Origin of the sequence: Geodermatophilus amargosae (assembly GCF_900116515.1) — a bacterium.
Classification (GTDB): domain Bacteria; phylum Actinomycetota; class Actinomycetes; order Mycobacteriales; family Geodermatophilaceae; genus Geodermatophilus; species Geodermatophilus amargosae.
The window spans coordinates 1-17,301 of sequence record NZ_FPBA01000015.1 but is presented as its reverse complement, the minus strand read 5'-3'; the positions used below and the strand labels follow the sequence as shown (position 1 = coordinate 17,301).

General features: G+C 74.9%; 13 protein-coding genes. 10 read left to right on the top strand and 3 right to left on the bottom strand.

Annotated elements, in window-relative coordinates:
* Window positions 1–100: 100 nt before the first annotated feature.
* Both BM414_RS18055 and BM414_RS18050 read left to right on the top strand, forming a co-directional pair.
* Window positions 101–2,230 carry an MMPL family transporter gene (locus tag BM414_RS18055; protein WP_093581557.1) on the top strand — a complete coding sequence of 710 codons (2,130 nt, stop codon included), beginning with the start codon at window positions 101–103 and terminating at the stop codon, window positions 2,228–2,230.
* Window positions 2,231–2,300: 70 nt separating this feature from the next.
* Window positions 2,301–3,275 carry a zinc-binding dehydrogenase gene (locus tag BM414_RS18050; protein WP_093581555.1) on the top strand — a complete coding sequence of 325 codons (975 nt, stop codon included), beginning with the start codon at window positions 2,301–2,303 and terminating at the stop codon, window positions 3,273–3,275.
* Window positions 3,276–3,284: 9 nt separating this feature from the next.
* On the opposite strand, the gene BM414_RS18045 is transcribed toward BM414_RS18050, so the two are convergent.
* The 3 genes from BM414_RS18045 to BM414_RS18035 form a co-directional block, all read right to left on the bottom strand.
* Window positions 3,285–4,316 (bottom strand): lysophospholipid acyltransferase family protein, encoded by a 1,032-nt coding sequence (locus BM414_RS18045; protein ID WP_093581553.1) that lies wholly within the window; start codon window positions 4,314–4,316, stop codon window positions 3,285–3,287.
* A 1-nt stretch (window position 4,317) separates the two neighbouring features.
* Window positions 4,318–5,169 carry a patatin-like phospholipase family protein gene (locus tag BM414_RS18040; RefSeq protein ID WP_093581551.1) on the bottom strand — a complete coding sequence of 284 codons (852 nt, stop codon included), beginning with the start codon at window positions 5,167–5,169 and terminating at the stop codon, window positions 4,318–4,320.
* A 132-nt stretch (window positions 5,170–5,301) separates the two neighbouring features.
* A complete protein-coding gene (locus BM414_RS18035) occupies window positions 5,302–6,249 on the bottom strand; it encodes a sugar phosphate isomerase/epimerase family protein (protein WP_093581549.1) in 948 nt (315 codons plus the stop codon).
* A 236-nt stretch (window positions 6,250–6,485) separates the two neighbouring features.
* Here BM414_RS18035 and BM414_RS18030 point away from each other — a divergent pair, with 236 nt between their 5' ends.
* The 8 genes from BM414_RS18030 to BM414_RS17995 all read left to right on the top strand — a co-directional run bounded on the left by BM414_RS18030 (window position 6,486) and on the right by BM414_RS17995 (window position 16,882).
* Window positions 6,486–7,631, top strand: a complete 1,146-nt coding sequence (locus BM414_RS18030) for an acyl-CoA dehydrogenase family protein (protein WP_093581547.1) — start codon at window positions 6,486–6,488, stop codon at window positions 7,629–7,631.
* Entirely contained in the window at window positions 7,628–8,437 is an 810-nt protein-coding gene (locus BM414_RS18025) for a TIGR03084 family metal-binding protein (RefSeq protein ID WP_093581545.1), read from the top strand. The genes BM414_RS18030 and BM414_RS18025 overlap by 4 nt, the downstream gene beginning before the upstream one ends.
* A complete protein-coding gene (locus tag BM414_RS18020; RefSeq protein WP_093581543.1) occupies window positions 8,434–10,206 on the top strand; it encodes an acyclic terpene utilization AtuA family protein in 1,773 nt (590 codons plus the stop codon). Before BM414_RS18025 ends, BM414_RS18020 begins: the two co-directional genes overlap by 4 nt.
* Window positions 10,203–11,783, top strand: a complete 1,581-nt coding sequence (locus tag BM414_RS18015) for an acyl-CoA carboxylase subunit beta (protein WP_093581541.1) — start codon at window positions 10,203–10,205, stop codon at window positions 11,781–11,783. Before BM414_RS18020 ends, BM414_RS18015 begins: the two co-directional genes overlap by 4 nt.
* A complete protein-coding gene (locus tag BM414_RS18010) occupies window positions 11,780–13,834 on the top strand; it encodes an ATP-binding protein (protein WP_245784810.1) in 2,055 nt (684 codons plus the stop codon). The genes BM414_RS18015 and BM414_RS18010 overlap by 4 nt, the downstream gene beginning before the upstream one ends.
* Window positions 13,824–15,425: a class I adenylate-forming enzyme family protein gene (locus tag BM414_RS18005; RefSeq protein WP_093581537.1), complete on the top strand. Its 1,602-nt coding sequence runs from the start codon at window positions 13,824–13,826 to the stop codon at window positions 15,423–15,425. Before BM414_RS18010 ends, BM414_RS18005 begins: the two co-directional genes overlap by 11 nt.
* Window positions 15,409–16,191, top strand: a complete 783-nt coding sequence (locus tag BM414_RS18000) for an enoyl-CoA hydratase-related protein (RefSeq protein ID WP_093581535.1) — start codon at window positions 15,409–15,411, stop codon at window positions 16,189–16,191. Before BM414_RS18005 ends, BM414_RS18000 begins: the two co-directional genes overlap by 17 nt.
* A gap of 127 nt (window positions 16,192–16,318) precedes the next feature.
* Entirely contained in the window at window positions 16,319–16,882 is a 564-nt protein-coding gene (locus tag BM414_RS17995; RefSeq protein ID WP_093581533.1) for a dihydrofolate reductase family protein, read from the top strand.
* The last annotated feature ends 419 nt before the right edge of the window (window positions 16,883–17,301 follow it).

The following is a 17,301-nucleotide window of genomic DNA, read 5'->3' as shown; positions in this document are numbered from 1 at the left end:
GGAAATGGCGGGTGACGGGCCGCCGCGCCCGTCGCTAGCGTCCGGGCCGCACTGTCGCCGTCCGGGGTGCGGGGCCCGGCGCTCTCGGAGAGGGCCTCCCATGGGCCGTTCGTTCGCATCCCGCGTCAGCCACCGGCGTCTGAAGTGGGTCATCCTCGTCCTCTGGCTGGTGCTGGCCGGCGTCTCGGCCCCCCTGGCCGGCGGGCTGACCGACGAGCAGGAGAACGACATCGCGGCGTGGCTGCCGTCGCAGGCCGAGTCGACCCGGGCCCTGGAGCGGCAGGTCGAGCTCGGCTCCGACCCCGACCTCATCCCCGCCGTCGTCGTCTACGAGCGGACCGACGGACTGACCGCGGAGGACGGCGCCGCCGTCGAGGAGGACCTCCGCGCGTTCGGGCAGCTCGAGGCGCTCGACGGTCCCGTGGTGGGCCCGATCCCGTCGGAGGACGGGCAGGCGCTCCAGCTCGTCGTCCCGCTCAACGTGGGGCCCGACGGCTGGGAGGCGATCGCGCCGCTCGTCGACGACATCCGCGCCGAGGCCTCGGAGGGCCCGGACGGGCTGACGGCCTACGTCACCGGTCCCGCCGGCAGCGCGGCGGACTCGTCGGAGGCCTTCGCGGGGATCGACGGCACGCTGCTGTTCGCCGCCCTGGGCGTCGTCATCCTGATCCTGCTGCTGACCTACCGCAGCCCGGTGCTGTGGATCCTGCCGATCTTCTCGGCGGTCATCGCGCTGTTCTGCTCGCAGGCCGTCGTGTACCTGCTCGCCCGCTACGCCGACCTCACGGTCAACGCCCAGAGCGCCAGCATCCTCACCGTGCTGGTCGTCGGCGCCGGCACGGACTACGCGCTGCTGCTCGTCGCCCGCTACCGGGAGGAGCTGCGGCTGCACACCGACCGGCACGAGGCGATGACCGAGGCCGTGCACCGGGCCGGCCCGGCGGTGCTGGCCAGCGGCGGCACGGTCGTCCTCGGCATGCTCTGCCTGGTCGTCGCGGAGATGAACTCGACCGCGGGGCTCGGCCCGGTCGCCGCGATCGGCGTCGCCGTGACCCTCGTGGTGCTCATGACGCTCCTGCCGGCGCTGCTGGTGATCTGCGGGCGCTGGGTCTTCTGGCCGGTGCGGCCGAGCTTCGGCAGCGCCGAGCCGAGCGCGACCGGGCTGTGGGCCCGGGTGGGGACGGCGATCCGGCCGCGTCCCCGGGCCACCTGGGTGGTCACCAGCGTCCTGCTGCTGCTCGCCTGCACCGCCGTGTTCCGCCTGGACCCGAGCGGGCTGACCCAGGCGGAGAGCTTCCGGGGGTCTCCCGAGTCCATCCAGGGCGACGCCGCGGCGGCCCGGCACTTCCCGTCCGTCGCGGGCAACGCCGTGGCCGTGGTGACGACGGCCGACTCCGCCGGCGCGGTCACGGACGCCGTGGCCGCGCACGACGGCATCGCCGGGGTCGGGGAGCCGCGGGTGGTCGGGGACGCCGCGCTCGTCGAGGCCTCGCTGGCCGACCCGTTCGACAGCGCCGCCGCCTACGCCACCATCGCGGAGCTGCGCACCGAGCTCGACGACGCCGGCGACGGGCAGGCGCTGGTGGGCGGCAACACCGCACTCAACCTGGACGTCCAGAACGCCTCGCAGCGGGACAACCGCGTGGTGATCCCGTTGATCATGCTGGTGGTGTTCGTCGTGCTGGGCGTGCTGCTGCGGGCGCTGGTGGCGCCGCTGCTCCTCATGGCCACGGTGGTGCTGTCCTACGGCGCCGCCCTCGGCCTGAGCGCGCTGGTCTTCGGCTGGACGCTGGGCGTCGACGCGACCGACAGCTCCTTCCCGCTGTTCGTCTTCGTGTTCCTCGTCGCGCTCGGCATCGACTACAACATCTTCCTGATGACCCGGGTGCGGGAGGAGACCGTCGACCACGGCACCCGGCGGGCCGCCCTGGTCGGGCTGGCCGCCACCGGTGGCGTGATCACCTCGGCGGGCCTGGTGCTCGCGGCGACGTTCGCGGTGCTCGGCACCCTGCCGCTGACCTTCCTGACCCAGCTCGGGATCGCCGTGGCACTCGGCGTCCTGCTCGACACGATCGTCGTGCGCTCGGTGCTGGTCACCGCCCTCACCCTCGACCTCGGCCGGTGGATGTGGTGGCCGGGTCGGCTGGCCCACCGCCTCGACGAGCCGGAGGCGCCGCCGGAGGGCTCCGCGCCGGCCGCGGCCGAGTCGGAGACCTCCGTCCGGACCTGACGGGCGGGTCGCCGCGCTCCCCTGCGTGTGGTCGGATCGGCACCGTCGGCACGCAGGACGGAGAGCACCCATGTGGGCACAGACGCTCAGCGGCCCCTTCCGCTTCGAGCAGGTCGAGGTCGCGGCCCCGGACCCCGCCGCGCTGGCCCCCGGGCACGTGCTGCTGGCTCCCCGCGCCGGCGCCATCTGCGGCAGCGACCTGCCCAACTTCCGCGGTGGCGTGTGGCCGCACCCGGCCGCCGAGGACGGCTGGGGGGCCACCCGGGCGCCGGGCTTCCCGATGCACGAGGTGGTCGGGGAGGTCGTCGCCAGCGAGCACCCCGGGCACTCCCCCGGTGACCTCGTCGTGGGCTGGGCGTCGATGTTCGACGCCCTCGCCGAGCTCGTGGTCACCGACGGGGAGGGCCTGGCCCGCTACGACACGTCCCTGCCGCCCACCACCGCGGTGATGCTCCAGCCCCTGGCGTGCGTGCTCTACGCCGTCGAGCAGCTCGGCGACGTGTCGGGGCAGGCGGTCGCGGTGATCGGCCAGGGCCCGATCGGCCTGCTGTTCAGCTCCGTCCTCAAGGCCCGCGGCGCGGCGCGGGTCACCGGCGTGGACCCGGTGGACCGCACCGACGTCGCGTCCGTCTTCGGCGTCGACGAGATGGTCACCGCCCGGGCCGAACGGTGGGCCGGCGCGCTGTCCGACGCCGACCGGCCGTCGGTGGTCGTGGAGGCGGTGGGCCACCAGGTCTCGACGCTGCAGCCGGCGCTGGACGCCGTGGCCCACGGCGGCCAGGTCTTCTACTTCGGCGTCCCGGACGACCCGATCTACCCGTTCGACATGATGACCTTCCTGCGCAAGAACCTCACCCTGCGGTCGGGGGTCGCGCTGGAGCGGCGCCGGGTGCTCACCGACGCCGGTGCCTACCTGGCGGCACACCCGGAACTGCGGGACGGCTACGTGACGCACGTCCACCCGGTCGCAGACGTGCAGGCGGCCTTCGGCGCCGCCATCGCACCGCGGCCGGGTCAGCTCAAGATCGCCGTCGACATGACCTGACGGCGGGCGTCAGCCCGCCTGCTGCGCCGACGTGGTCGTGATCCAGTCGTCGATCGTCGCCCACCAGCGGTAGAGCCAGTCGGTCAGCTCCGCCTCCTCCCGCGGCACCTCCGCGGCCGGGACGAACCACCAGCGCAGGTGCAGGGTCTTGTGCGTCGGCAGGTGCCGCCAGACGTCGCGGACCGTGCTCAGGTGCTCAAGCCCGGTGTGCGCGACGAGGACGACGTCGGCGTGGGGCGCTGCGCGCAGCGCAGCGGCGACGCCGCCCGGGCGCGGCGGCAGCAGGTGCCGCATCGCCTCGGCCTGCCGCACCGCCGCCGCCAGTCCCCGCTCGCGCAGCCGCTGGATGGCCCGGGCGCGGCGCTGCGGGGTCGAGTTCGCGCCCTCCGGGAAGATCAGCAGCGCGTCCTCCTCGCCGAGGTCGCGGGCCAGGTCGGCGATCGCCTCCTCGGCGCGCTGCCCGCTGCCCGGGCCGGAGGAGACGAAGGTGCTGGGCAGCCGGTTGAGGTAGACGTCGATCAGCGGGTCCACCTGCAGCAGGTCCTTGAGCACGATCCGCGGCTGGCGCAGGTGGTCGCGGTTCATCAGCGTGTTCACGAGCAGGAACGAGTCGCCGGGCCCGGCGTGCCGGGACAGCACCACCATGGCGTTGGTCGAGCCGGGCACGCCGTCGTCCAGGGGTGACCAGGACTCCCCGTCGGTGACCAGCCGCAGCGCGAACAGCCGCTGCGCCGCCCGCATGAGGACGTCGAGCAGCAGGCGCAGCACGGTGTAGTGCGCCGCCCGGAACGCCGGGGACCCCAGTCGGCGGCCGAGGCCGCTGGCCACCCAGAGCACCGCCGCCGCCGCGAGCCCGGCCACCTCGAGCGCCAGGTAGACCAGCGCGAAGCCGAGCAGCCGCAGCGCGCGCAGCCGCCCGGGCAGGAAGAGGGAGGCGACCAGCGCGACCACGACCAGCACGGGGAGCAGGACGACGGCGAGCACCAGGGCGCCGACGAGGAGCGGGCCGGCGACCCGGCGGACGCGGCGGGACGGCAGCACCTCAGGCACCTCCGTCCCGGGACGCGGCGATCCGGTCCAGGTGCTCGCGGGCGGCGGCGTGTGCCCGGTCGATGCGCGCGGACACCCCGGAGAAGTCCCGGTAGCGCAGGTTGGCCGCGCCGGGCGGAGCCGGGTCGCCTGCGGGCAGCACGTGCACCGTGACCCCCTCCGGGAGCGCGGCCAGGTCGGCGGCGAACCGGTGCCGCCGGGCGATCTCGAAGGCCACCGTGGCCACCTCCCACGGCCGGGTCGGCGCGCGCAGCGGGCGGTCGATCCGCCCGACGTGCAGCACGTAGACGGTCGCGGCGCCGAGGGCGACCGCGCGACCCACCGGGATGCTGTGCACCAGGCCCCCGTCCAGGTAGTGCTCGCCGTCGACCTCCACCGGCGGCAGCAACCCGGGGACGGCGCACGAGGCGAGCACCGCGTCGACCAGCGGGCCGTCGGTGAACCAGTGCTCGGCGGCGCGCTCGATGCTGGCCGCCACGCACTGGAAGGGCACGTGCAGCTCGGCGAAGGTGCGCACCGGCAGGGCGGCCTCGAGCAGCTCCCGCAGCGGCTCGCGCGGGTGCAGGTGGGTGCGGGTCCGCGCCAGGGTGCCGACCCGGCCGAGCACCGACCCGGCGAACACCCGCCGGGAGGCGAGCTCCTCCCACACGCCGCGCAGCCGGCCGATCGCACCCGGCGTCGGGTCGGCGGCGACCAGCGCGCCGTTGATCGCGCCGACCGACGTGCCGACGACCAGGTCGGGGCGGATGTCCGCTTCGGCCAGCGCCTGCAGCATCCCGACCTCGGCCGCGCCGAGCACACCCCCGCCGCCCAGGACGAACGCCGTGCCGCCCGTCCCCGTCATGGCCGCATCGTGACACCCGGGTCCGGGGGCGGGCAGGTCGGCCGGGTGGCGGACGGGTGCCCCCACGCGGGAGGGGCGGCCCCGGGAGCCGGGACCGCCCCTCCGTGGAGCGCGGAATGGTGCTGTGATGCGTCAGTACCTCACGCAGGCGAGGTAGGCGAAGCCCACCTCCGCGGCCACGAACGGGTTGAACGTCGGGTCGCCGAAGCGCGGGTCGTGCTCCACGACGTAGTACCGGATGCCGCCGCCGGCCGCCGCGAAGATGGCCGGGAAGTCGATGGTGCCCCGGCCGACGATCTCGATCCGCCGGTCCGACGCCCGCATGTCCTTGACGTGCAACAGCTTGATGCGGTCGCCGTACCGCTCGATGAGCTCGACCGGGTCGGCGCCGGCGAAGGTCGCCCAGTACAGGTCGAGCTGGAAGACGACGTTCTTCCGTTCCGTGTACGCCATCAGGATGTCGTAGGCGGTCCGGTCACCGAAGACGGCCTCGAACTCCCAGTCGTGGTTGTGGACCATCAGCGTCTGGCCGGCCTTCCGCGCCTGCTCGCCCACCTGGTCCAGGTACTGGGCGTAGGCGATCCACTCGGCCTCGGTGTACGGGTCTTCGGGGTCGTTGGGAGTCGCCCCCGAGCCGAAGTACTTGACGCCGAGGACCCGGTTCTCCTCGAGGATCCGCCCGATGTCCGACGGCTCCGCCGGCGTCCCGACGTCCACGTGCCGGGCCGGGGCCTTGAGGCCGTACTCGTCGAGCAGGGCGCGGAACTCCTCCGCGCTCAGGCCGCTGAGCGTGAACGGCTCGACGTTGCGGTAGCCCATCTCTGCCAGGCGGCGGAGGACCTCCTCGAGCCGGGTCTGGGTGGCCGCGTCGGTACCGAAGCCGATGTACTCGGCGAAGGTCCAGAGCTGGATCGAGATCTTGCTGACCGGGACGCCCCGGCCGGCGCAGTCGGACGACCCCGGGGACCCGGGGCGCGGTGCGGCGCTCGCCGTGCCGACGAGCCCCACGAACAGGACCGCCGACAGGGCGGCCACGAGCACCGCTCGCAGCACGTGGCGCAGGCTTCTCACTTCCGTCATGGACTTCCCCCTCGAGAGTGGACCGGTGCACGGCAGCGCCCGCACCGAGGCGGCGAGGTGTGCCGTGGGTCACAACCTAGCCAGGCTCCCGCGCGCCGCCACACCGGCTCCCAGGGCTCCCGGGGCCGCACCGCTCGGAGCCCGATCGTTGTGCAGGTCACACCGGCCTGCTAGACCTGACGCCGTCGTCAAGTCCGGTCCCGGGCTCGCCGCGCGCCACCCCGCCAGGAGTCCGCATGCACTTCACCGCCGAGCACCACGCCTTCCGGACGATGGTGCGCGACGTCGTCGAGCGGGAGATCGCCCCGCACGTCGACGAGTGGGAGCGGGCCGGCACCTTCCCCGCGCACGAGTTGTTCCCGAAGCTCGGCGACCTCGGGCTGCTCGGCCTCGAGTACGACCCCGCGTACGGCGGCCAGGGCGCCGACCACCTCTTCAGCGTCGTCCTCTGCGAGGAGCTGCACCGCTCGGGCTGCGCCGGCGTCCCGATGGCCATCGGCGTCCAGACGATGATGGCCACGCCGTCGCTGCACGACTTCGGCAGCGACGACCTCAAGCGCCGCTACCTCGAGCCGGCCATCCGGGGCACCGCCGTCTGCTCCATCGCGGTGACCGAGCCCGGCGCCGGCTCCGACGTCGCGGGGCTGCGCACGCGGGCGGTGCGCGACGGCGACGACTGGGTGATCAACGGCAGCAAGCTCTACATCACCAACGGCACGCAGGCCGACTGGCTGTGCCTGCTGGCCCGCACCTCCGACGAGGGTGGCCACCGTGGCATGAGCCAGATCATCGTGCCGACGGACACCCCCGGTTTCGCCGTCTCCCGGAAGCTCGACAAGCTCGGCAACCGCTCCTCCGACACCGCCGAGCTGTACTTCGAGGACGTGCGGGTGCCTGCGTCGAACACCATCGGCACGGTCGGCCGCGGCTTCCAGCAGCAGATGTCGCAGTTCGTCGTCGAGCGGATGTTCGCCGCCTACGGCGCCGTGGGCAGCTGCCGCGCCGCGCTGGAGCGCACCCGCGAGTACCTGGGGCAGCGGCAGGCGTTCGGCCGGCCGCTGGCGGCCAACCAGTACGTCGCGTTCCGGCTGGCCGAGCTGTCGGCGCAGGTCGACCTGCTGCAGTCGCACAACCACGTCTGCGCCCAGTCCTACGTGGACGGCGAGGACACCACCCGCGCGGCCACGGTGGCCAAGCTGACCGCCGGCCGGCTGCTGCGCGAGGTGGCCGACACCTGTCTGCAGTTCCACGGCGGCATGGGCTACATGGAGGAGACCTGGACCTCCCGGTTCTTCCGGGACAGCCGGCTGGCCTCGATCGGCGGCGGAGCCGACGAGGTGATGCTCCAGGTGCTCGCCCGGATGGACGGGTTCGAGGCATGACCCGGCCGGCGCCCGCCCTGCTCGACGCCCTCGTCGACGACCTGGCGGCCGAGTCCGCCGACCTCGACGCCCGCGTCGCACCCCTCGACGACGACGGCTGGCGCACCCCCACCCCCGCGGCCGGCTGGGACGTCCGCGACACCGTCGACCACCTCCGGTCCTTCGACCGCGACGCGCTGCTCGCCGTCACCGACCCCGCGGGGTTCGCCGCGCACGTGCAGGGCCTGGGCGACGGCGCCGGGGAGTACGTGGAGCGGCTGACCCGCGAGGGCCGGGCCACGCCGCCCGCCGAGGTCCTCGCCGACTGGCGCGCCGGCCGGGAGGCCCTCGCCGCCGCCCTGCGCGGGGTCGCCCCCGGAACGCGGGTGCCGTGGTTCGGGCCGCCGATGAGCCCGGCGTCGTTCGTCACCGCCCGGCTGATGGAGACGTGGGCGCACGGGCAGGACGTCGTCGACGCGCTGGGGCAGGACCGGCCCGCCACGGCGCGCCTGCGCTCGGTCGCGGAGATCGGCGTCCGCGCGCGGCCCTTCTCCTACGCCGTCCGCGGCCTGCCCCTGCCCGAGCGCCCGGTGCGGGTGGAGCTGACCGGCCCCGGCGGCGAGTCGTGGACGTGGGGGCCGGAGGACGCCGGCGACGTCGTCCGCGGCCCCGCGCTGGACTTCTGCCTGCTGGTCACCCAGCGCCGGCACCGCGACGACCTGGACCTCGAGGTCACCGGACCGGCCGCCGAGGAGTGGGCGGTCATCGCGCAGGCCTTCGCCGGTCCCCCGGGCGAGGGCCGGCCACCGCTCGGCACGCGCCCGTGAGCGCCCCGCTGCGGGTCGCCAACATCTCCGGGTTCTACGGCGACCGGCACAGCGCGATGCGGGAGATGCTCGACGGCGGCGAGGTCGACGTCCTCACCGGCGACTACCTGGCCGAGCTGACCATGCTCATCCTCGGCCGGCAGCGGCAGGAGGACCCCTCGGCCGGCTGGGCGCGCACCTTCCTGTCCCAGCTGGAGGAGTGCCTCGGCACGGCGCTGGAGCGCGGCGTCCGGATCGTGAGCAACGCCGGCGGGCTCGACCCGCGGGGCCTCGCCGACGCCGTCACCGCGCTCGGGGAGCGGCTGGGGCTCCCGGTGCGGGTGGCGACGGTCAGCGGCGACGACCTGCTGCCCCGCCTCGGCGAGCTGCGCGGCCGGCTCCGCGGCGGCGACCGCCCGCCCGGCGACCACGACGTCGACGACGCGATCACCGCCAACGCCTACCTCGGCTGCCGGGGCATCGTGCGGGCGCTGGAGGCCGGCGCCGACGTCGTCGTCACCGGCCGGGTGACCGACGCCAGCCTCGTCGTCGGGCCCGCCGCCTGGCACCACGGCTGGGTCGCCGGCGACCTCGACGCGCTGGCCGGCGCCACCGTGGCCGGGCACGTGCTCGAGTGCGGCGCGCAGGCCACCGGCGGCAACTTCAGCTTCTTCACCGAACTGCTCGACGCCGACCCCGCCGCGCTCGACTCCGCCGGCTTCCCGCTCGCCGAGATCGCCGCGGACGGCACGGCGGTCATCACCAAGCACCCCGGCACCGGCGGCGCCGTGACGGTGGAGACGGTCACCGAGCAGCTGCTCTACGAGCTCACCGGCAGCCGCTACGGCGGGCCGGACGTCGTCACGCGCTTCGACACCCTGCGGCTGCGCCCGGCCGGCCCCGACCGGGTGGAGGTCTCCGGCGCGCGGGGCCTGCCGCCCGGCGCGGAACTCAAGGTGGCGGTCAACCGGCTCGGCGGCTTCCGCAACACGATGACGCTGCCGCTGACCGGGCTCGACGTCGAGCGGAAGGCCGCCCTCCTGCGCCGTCAGCTGGCCCCGGCCCTGGCGGGCGTGGAGGAGGTCACCGTCACCCTGGCCCGCACCGACTCCCCCGACGCCGACGTGCAGGAGGAGGCCGCCGCCCTGTTGCACGTCACGGTCAAGGACCGCGACCGGCGCCGGGTCGGCAAGGAGTTCACCGTGCCGGTCATCGAGCTGGGCCTGGCCAGCATCCCGGGGTTCCACGCCACCTCGGCCCCTCCGAGCCCGTCGGCCTACGGCGTCTACTCGGCTGCCTGGGTGCCGGCGCGGGACGTGCCGCAGGTGGTCGGCCTCCCCGACGGCACCACGGAGACCCTCCCCTCCCCCGCTCTCCCTGCCGTGACCGGGAACGACACCGAACCGGCCGGGCCACCGGCGGAGACCGACGGCGGGCCGACCCGGCGGGTGCCACTCGGCCGGGTCGCCGGCGCGCGCAGCGGCGACAAGGGCGGCGCGGCCACCCTCGGCGTCTACGCCCGCACCGACGACGGCTTCGCCTGGCTGGCCGCCTTCCTCACCCCCGACCGGCTGCGCGCGCTGCTCCCCGAGGCCGCCGCGCTCCCGGTCACCCGCGAGCTGCTGCCCGGGCTGCGGGCGCTGCTGTTCCAGCTGCCCGGGCTGCTCGGCGAGGGCGTCGCCGCGGGCACCCGGTTCGACCCCCAGGCCAAGGCCGTGGGCGAGTGGCTGCGCTCCCGCGGAGTCGACGTCCCGGTCCGCCTGCTGCCCCCGGAGGGAGACGACGCATGACGGCCGTGGACGAACGCGCCGCGGGCAACCGCGCGGCCCTGCTCGAGCGGCTGGCCGAGCTGGAGGAGCAGCTCCGCCTGGCCAACGCCGGCGGCGGGGACAAGGCGCTGGCCCGGCACCGCGAGCGCGGCAAGCTCACCGTGCGGGAGCGCATCGAGCTGCTGCTGGACCGCGACAGCCCGTTCCTCGAGCTCTCCCCGTACGCGGCCTGGGGCACCGACTTCCCGGTCGGGGCCGGCACGGTCACCGGCATCGGCGTCGTCGAGGGCGTGGAGGTGGTGGTCTCGGCCAACGACCCCACCGTCCGGGGCGGCACGTCGAACCCCTACACGCTGCGCAGGTCCGCCCGGGCGCACGACGTCGCGCGGGTCAACCGGCTGCCGTTCATCAGCCTGGTGGAGTCCGGCGGCGCCGACCTGCCCACCCAGTCGGAGATCTTCATCCCCGGCGGCCGCGGCTTCCGCGACCTCACCCGGCTGTCGGCGGCCGGCATCCCGACGATCGCGCTCGTCTTCGGCAACAGCACCGCCGGCGGCGCCTACGTGCCCGGGATGAGCGACCACGTCGTGATGATCGAGGACCGGAGCAAGGTGTTCCTCGCCGGCCCGCCGCTGGTCAAGATGGCGACCGGTGAGGACGCCGACGAGGAGTCCCTCGGCGGGGCGTCGATGCACGCGCGGGTGTCCGGCAGCGCCGACCACCTCGCCGTCGACGAGGTGGACGCCATCCGGCTCGGCCGCCGGATCGTGCGGAACCTCAACTGGCGCAAGCAGGGACCGGGCCCCTCCCGGCCGGCCGACCCGCCGCTGCACGACCCCGAGGAGCTGCTCGACCTCGCCCCGGCCGACCTGCGCCAGCCGCTGGACCCGCGCGACGTGCTCGCCCGGGTGGTCGACGGCAGCCGCTTCGACGAGCACAAGCCGCTCTACGGGACCTCGCTGGTCACCGGCTGGGCGAGCATCCACGGCTACCCGGTCGGGGTGCTGGCCAACGCCCGCGGCGTGCTGTTCCGGCAGGACGCCGAGAAGGCCGCGCAGTTCATCCAACTGGCCAACCAGACCGACACCCCGCTGCTGTTCCTGCAGAACACCACCGGCTACATGGTGGGCACCGAGTACGAGCAGGACGGGATCATCAAGGCCGGCTCGCAGATGATCAACGCGGTGTCCAACAGCACCGTCCCGCACCTCACCGTGAACATCGGGGCCTCCTACGGCGCCGGCAACTACGGCATGTGCGGCCGCGCCTACGAGCCCCGGTTCCTGTTCACCTGGCCCAACGCCAAGAGCGCGGTCATGGGGCCCGCGCAACTGGCCGGCGTCCTCGACATCGTCGGCCGGGCCAGCGCGCGGGCCCGCGGCCGCGACTACGACGAGGAGGCCGCGGCGGCCATGCGCGCCGCGGTCGAGCAGCAGATCGAGGCCGAGTCGCTGGCGCTGTTCCTCTCCGGGCGCCTCTACGACGACGGGATCATCGACCCCCGCGACACCCGCACCGTGCTCGGCCTCGCCCTGTCGGCGGTCCACAACGCCCCGGTGCGAGGGCTGCACGACGGATGGGGGGTGTTCCGGCTGTGAGCACCCGCCCGCTGAGCAGCGTCCTGGTGGCCAACCGCGGCGAGATCGCCCGCCGGGTGTTCGTCACCGCCCGCGCGATGGGCCTGCGCACGGTCGCGGTGTACGCCGACGCCGACGCCGGCGCCCCGTTCGTGGCCGACGCCGACGTCGCGGTCCGGCTGCCCGGCAGCGCCCCGGCCGAGACCTACCTGCGCGCCGACCTCGTGGTGGCCGCCGCGCTGAGGGCGGGAGCCGACTGCGTGCACCCCGGCTACGGCTTCCTGTCGGAGAACGCCGCCTTCGCCCGCGCCGTCGAGGACGCCGGGCTGGTCTTCGTCGGACCCGGCCCGGAGGCCGTCGAGGCGATGGGCAGCAAGCTCGCCGCCAAGGAGCTCATGAGCGCGGCGGGGGTGCCCGTGCTGCCGAGCGTGGACGCGACCGGCCTGTCCGGCGACACGCTCGAGAAGGCCGCGACCGAGGTCGGCTACCCGCTGCTGGTGAAGGCGTCCTTCGGGGGCGGCGGGCGCGGCATGCGGACCGTCCGCGACCCCGCGGAGCTGGCCGAGGCCGTCGAGGGTGCGGCCCGCGAGGCGGCGTCGGCGTTCGGGAACGGCACCGTCTTCCTCGAGCGGCTGGTCGAGCGCCCCCGGCACGTCGAGGTGCAGGTGTTCGGCGACCGGTCCGGCACCACCGTGGCGCTGTTCGAGCGGGAGTGCTCCATCCAGCGCCGGCACCAGAAGGTGGTCGAGGAGGCGCCCTCCCCCGCCGTCGGGCCGGAACTGCGCGAGCGGCTGCACGCCGCGGCGGTGGCCGCGGCGCGCGCCATCGGCTACGTCGGCGCCGGCACCGTCGAGTTCCTGCTGGAGGGGTCCGGCGACTTCTGGTTCCTCGAGATGAACACCCGGCTGCAGGTCGAGCACCCGGTCACCGAGGCGGTCACCGGTCTGGACCTCGTCCGGCTGCAGTTCGACGTCGCCGCCGGCCGCCCGCTGCCCGCCGCGGCGGTCTCGCCCACCCTCTCCGGCGCCGCGATCGAGGTGCGCCTCTACGCCGAGGACCCGGCCCGCGGCTGGCTGCCGCAGTCGGGCCGGCTCGCCGACTTCGCGATCCCGGCCGACACGGAGTTCCGGCCGACGTCCGGCCCCGGCATCCGCGTCGACAGCGGCGTCACCGCCGGCGGGGAGGTCGGCGTCCACTACGACCCGATGCTCGCCAAGGTGATCGCCTGGGCGCCGGACCGCGCGTCCGCGGCGCTCGGGCTGGCCGGTGCGCTCGCCCGCGCCCGGCTGAACGGCCTCCCCACCAACCGCGACCTGCTGGTGCGCGTGCTGCGCAGCGAGGCGTTCCTCGCCGGCGAGACCGACACGGCCTTCCTGGACCGGCACGGCCTCGACGTCCTCGCCGCGCCGCTGGTCGACGACGCCGGCCGCCGCCGGCACGCCGTCGTCGCCGCGCTGGCCGGGGCGGCGCTGCGGCGGGCGGCCGCGCCGGTCCTGGCCGGCCTGCCCTCGGGCTGGCGCAACAACCCCACCGCGCCGCAGACCACCGCCTTCGACGCCGGCACGGTGCACTACCGCCTCGACCGCTCCGGGCTGACCGCGGACGTCGACGGCGAGCCGGTGCCGCTCACCGTGCTCGGCACGGAGATCGGCGGCCCCGGGCGCGTCCGGCTCGACGTCGAGGCCGACGGGCTGCGCGGCACGTACGAGGTGCACGTCGACGGCGACCGCTGCCACGTCGACGGCCCCGACGGCGCCACCACGCTGGTCGAGCGGCCGCGCTTCCCCGAGCCCACCGCCGCCGTCGCGCCCGGGTCGCTCACCGCGACCATGCCCGGCGCCGTCACGCGGGTGGCCGTGGCCGAGGGCGAGGAGGTCCGCGCCGGCCAGCTGGTGCTGGTCCTCGAGGCCATGAAGATGGAGCACCCCGTGGTGGCCCCGGCCGACGGGGTCGTGACCTCCCTGCGCGCCGCGGTCGGCCTGCAGGTGGAGACGGGCGCGGTCCTCGCGGTCGTCACGGGCAACACCGTCACGGGCAACACCGAGAGCGGAGGGAACCGCGATGCGTCCTGACCTGTCCGGGATCGACCCCCTGGAGCTCAACCTCGCCACCCGGTTCTCCGTCGGCGACATGCTGACCCGCTCCACCCAGCTGTTCGCCGGCCGCACCGCGATCGTCGACGGCGAGGAGGAGGTCAGCTACGCCCGGCTCGACGCCGCGGCCGAGGCCTTCGGCCGTGGCCTGCTCGACGCCGGGGTGCGGCACCAGGAGCCGGTGGCGTTCCTGCTCGGCAACTCCTGGCGCTTCGCCGCGAGCTTCTTCGGGTGCGCCAAGGCCGGGCTGGTCGCGCTGCCGGTCAACCTGATGCTCGCGCCCGAGGACGTCGCGTGGATCCTCGGCGACTCCGGCACGCGGATCGTCGTCGCCGACCCGGTGTTCCTGCCGCTGCTCGAGGCCGTCCTGCCGGGGCTGCCCGCGATCACCCGGGTCGTCGTCACCGGCGACGACGTCCCCGCGCAGGTCGCCGGCCGGGACACCGTCCGCTGGGACGACGTCGCCGCCGACCCCACGCCGGTCCGGGTGCTCGTCGAGGACCGCGACACCCTGCACTGCCTCTACACCTCGGGCACCACCGCCCGACCCAAGGGGGTGCTGACCAGCCACCTCGCCGTGCACGTCGGCGTCCTCAGCAACGCGCTGCAGGTCGGTCACCGGCGCGGCGACGAGCACTCCGTGCTGCCGATCGTGCTGCCGCTGTTCCACACCACCGCGCTGGACACCCTGCTGCTGCCGGTCCTGCTCACCGGCGGCACCGCGGTGCTGCCCCGCGGATTCGAGCCCGAGGGCTTCCTCGAGGTGGTCGAACGCCGCGCGGCGACGCACCTGATGCTGCTGCCGATGATGTACGCCGCGCTGCTGGCCTCGCCCGGCATCGCCACGCGGGACCTGTCCTCGGTGCGGCTGTGCATCTACGCCATGGCGCCCATGCCGCAGGAGCGGATCACCGCGATCGCCGCCGCGTTCCCCAACGCCCAGGTGCTGCTGGGCTCCGGCCAGACCGAGTGCGTGCCGGCGACGGTGTTCCAGTGGCCCTCGCACCAGGAGACCAAGGCAGCGTCCTGGGGCCCGTCCACGGTCACCGTCGACACGCAGGTCATGGACCCGGGCGGCACCCTCCTGCCACCCGGCGAGACCGGCGAGATCGTCTACCGGGGCCCGCACGTGATGAGCGGCTACTGGAACGACGCGGCCGCCAACACCGCCGCGTTCGCGCACGGCTGGTTCCACAGCGGCGACGTCGGCCACCTCGACGACGAGGGCGTCGTCTGGTTCACCGACCGGGTCAAGGACATGGTCAAGACCGGCGGCGAGAACGTCTCCTCCGTCGAGGTGGAGCGCGTGCTGCTCGCCTCGCCGGAGATCGTCGAGGCCGCGGTGATCGGCGTCCCCGACGACCGCTGGGGCGAGGCGGTCACCGGCGTCGTCGTGGCCGCCGACCCGGGTGCCGACCCGGCGGCGCTGGCCGAGCGGCTGCTGGCCCACTGCCGGGCGCACCTGGCCGGCTTCCAGGTGCCCAAGAGGATCGAGGTCCGCACCGGCCTGCCCAAGACCGCCACCGGCAAGATCCAGAAGCACGAGCTGCGCGATGAGTTCCGGAGCTGACGTCTCGCTGGTCACCGTCGGCCGGCGCGGGCCGGCCGCGGTGCTCACGCTGGACTCGCCGGCCAACCGCAACGCGCTGTCCCGGGCGCTGGTCGAGCAGCTGCACGCGGCGCTCACCGGTGCGATGGCCGACGACGGCGTCCGCGCGGTCGTGCTCACCGGCGCCGGTCCGGTCTTCTGCTCCGGAGCCGACCTCAAGGAGCAACGCGCCGGTGCCGCCCCCGGCGCCGTCGGGCTGCCGGAGGTCCTCACGCTGCTCCTCGAGGGCCCCAAGCCCGTGGTGGCCCGGGTCAACGGCGCCGCCCGGGCCGGCGGCCTGGGGCTGATCGCCGCCTGCGACCTCGCGGTCGGCCCGGCCGGGGCGTCGTTCGGCTTCAGCGAGGTGCGCATCGGGGTGGCGCCGGCGGTGATCGCCGTCCCCTGCCTGCGGCGGATGGACCCGCGGGCCGCCCGTGAGCTGTTCCTCACCGGCGAGACCTTCGACGGCGTCCGCGCGCAGCAGGCCGGCCTCCTCGACCGGGCGGTGGCCGACGGCGAGCTCGACGCCACCGTCGACGCGCTCGTCGAGTCCCTCGGCCGCGGTGCGCCCGAGGCCCTCGCCGTCACCAAGCGGCTGCTGCGCGAGCTGCCCGGCGACGACCTGCAGGAGGACTTCCGCCGGATGGCCGCGGTCTCCGCCGAGCGGTTCGCCTCGGCCGAGGCGCGCGAGGGCATCGCCGCGCTCCTGGGCAAGCGCCGCCCGTCCTGGGCCGCCGCCGGGAGCTAGGTGTCGCGTCCAGGGAGGTTGTTCACGCGGTGAGGCGGCTGACCGGCCCTCGGTGTGGCCTGGACCGATGACTCCTCCGCGCCGCGCTGGTCTGTACGCCGAACACCGACTCACGGGAGGGCTGGCCATGCGGAGACTGACCTTCGGCATGAACCTGAGCCTGGACGGCTACACCGCCGCGCCCGGCGACGACCTTGGCTGGAGCGTGCCGAGCGACGAGTTGTTCCAGTGGTGGTCCGACCGGGTGGGGGCGACGGGCCTGGCGCTGTACGGGCGCAGACTGTGGGAGACGATGAGCTCCCACTGGCCGACCGCCGACCAGCAGCCCGGCGCCACACCGGCGCACATCGAGTACGCCCGCCGGTGGCGGGACACGCCGAAGGTGGTGTTCTCCTCCACGATCAGCGCGGTCGACGGGAACGCCCGCCTGGTCACCGGCGACGCGGTTCCCGAGATCACCCGGCTCAAGACCGAGGACGGCGGTCCCCTGGACGTCGGCGGCGCCACCCTCGCCGCGGCGGCCATGCGGGCCGGGCTGATCGACGAGTACGCGATCGTCACCCACCCGGTCCTGGTGGGCGGCGGCACGCCTTTCTTCACGGCCCTGGACGACTGGGTGGACCTGACCCTGGTGGAGACCCGGACGTTCCCCGGCGGCGTGCTCCTGACCAGGTACGAGACCAGGCACTGAGTGCCCGACGTCGGATCGGCGCGGGCTCCGGGCCGCCCGGACATCTCGTGGCGCTGTGTTCCGCGGCGATCGTGACACCCCCGCCGGATCACCGGCCGTGCACGCGGGGGATCCCCCCGACGGGACCCTCGGACCGGTGGTCTCCGGGTCCACGTGCCGGTGTCGGGCACCACGCCCACTCCTCTGCCACCTCCTCGGGTGTCTCCACGCGCAGGACGGCAGGTGCTCGGGCTCCGGACACCGCGTCGGTCGAGCGTGGGTCCCGTGTCCCTGGAGCCGCCTCCAGGGACCGGGCTGGGGGCGTACGGGATCCGCAGGACAGGCCCTAGTAGTGCTTGGTTAGGTCTTGTCTGAGCCGTTGCTTGGCGCTGCGATGGGTGAATGACTCCGGAGGAGTTGGCCGCGGTCCGCGGGCGGCT

Excerpts from the sequence above, each read along its gene's own strand:
- BM414_RS18055 (WP_093581557.1), top strand. The coding sequence starts at position 101 with ATGGGCCGTTCGTTCGCATCCCGCGTCAGCCACCGGCGTCTGAAGTGG.
- BM414_RS18050 (WP_093581555.1), top strand. The coding sequence starts at position 2,301 with ATGTGGGCACAGACGCTCAGCGGCCCCTTCCGCTTCGAGCAGGTCGAG.
- BM414_RS18040 (WP_093581551.1), bottom strand. The coding sequence starts at position 5,169 with ATGACGGGGACGGGCGGCACGGCGTTCGTCCTGGGCGGCGGGGGTGTG.
- BM414_RS18035 (WP_093581549.1), bottom strand. The coding sequence starts at position 6,249 with ATGACGGAAGTGAGAAGCCTGCGCCACGTGCTGCGAGCGGTGCTCGTG.
- BM414_RS18030 (WP_093581547.1), top strand. The coding sequence starts at position 6,486 with ATGCACTTCACCGCCGAGCACCACGCCTTCCGGACGATGGTGCGCGAC.
- BM414_RS18025 (WP_093581545.1), top strand. The coding sequence starts at position 7,628 with ATGACCCGGCCGGCGCCCGCCCTGCTCGACGCCCTCGTCGACGACCTG.
- BM414_RS18015 (WP_093581541.1), top strand. The coding sequence starts at position 10,203 with ATGACGGCCGTGGACGAACGCGCCGCGGGCAACCGCGCGGCCCTGCTC.
- BM414_RS18005 (WP_093581537.1), top strand. The coding sequence starts at position 13,824 with ATGCGTCCTGACCTGTCCGGGATCGACCCCCTGGAGCTCAACCTCGCC.
- BM414_RS18000 (WP_093581535.1), top strand. The coding sequence starts at position 15,409 with ATGAGTTCCGGAGCTGACGTCTCGCTGGTCACCGTCGGCCGGCGCGGG.
- BM414_RS17995 (WP_093581533.1), top strand. The coding sequence starts at position 16,319 with ATGCGGAGACTGACCTTCGGCATGAACCTGAGCCTGGACGGCTACACC.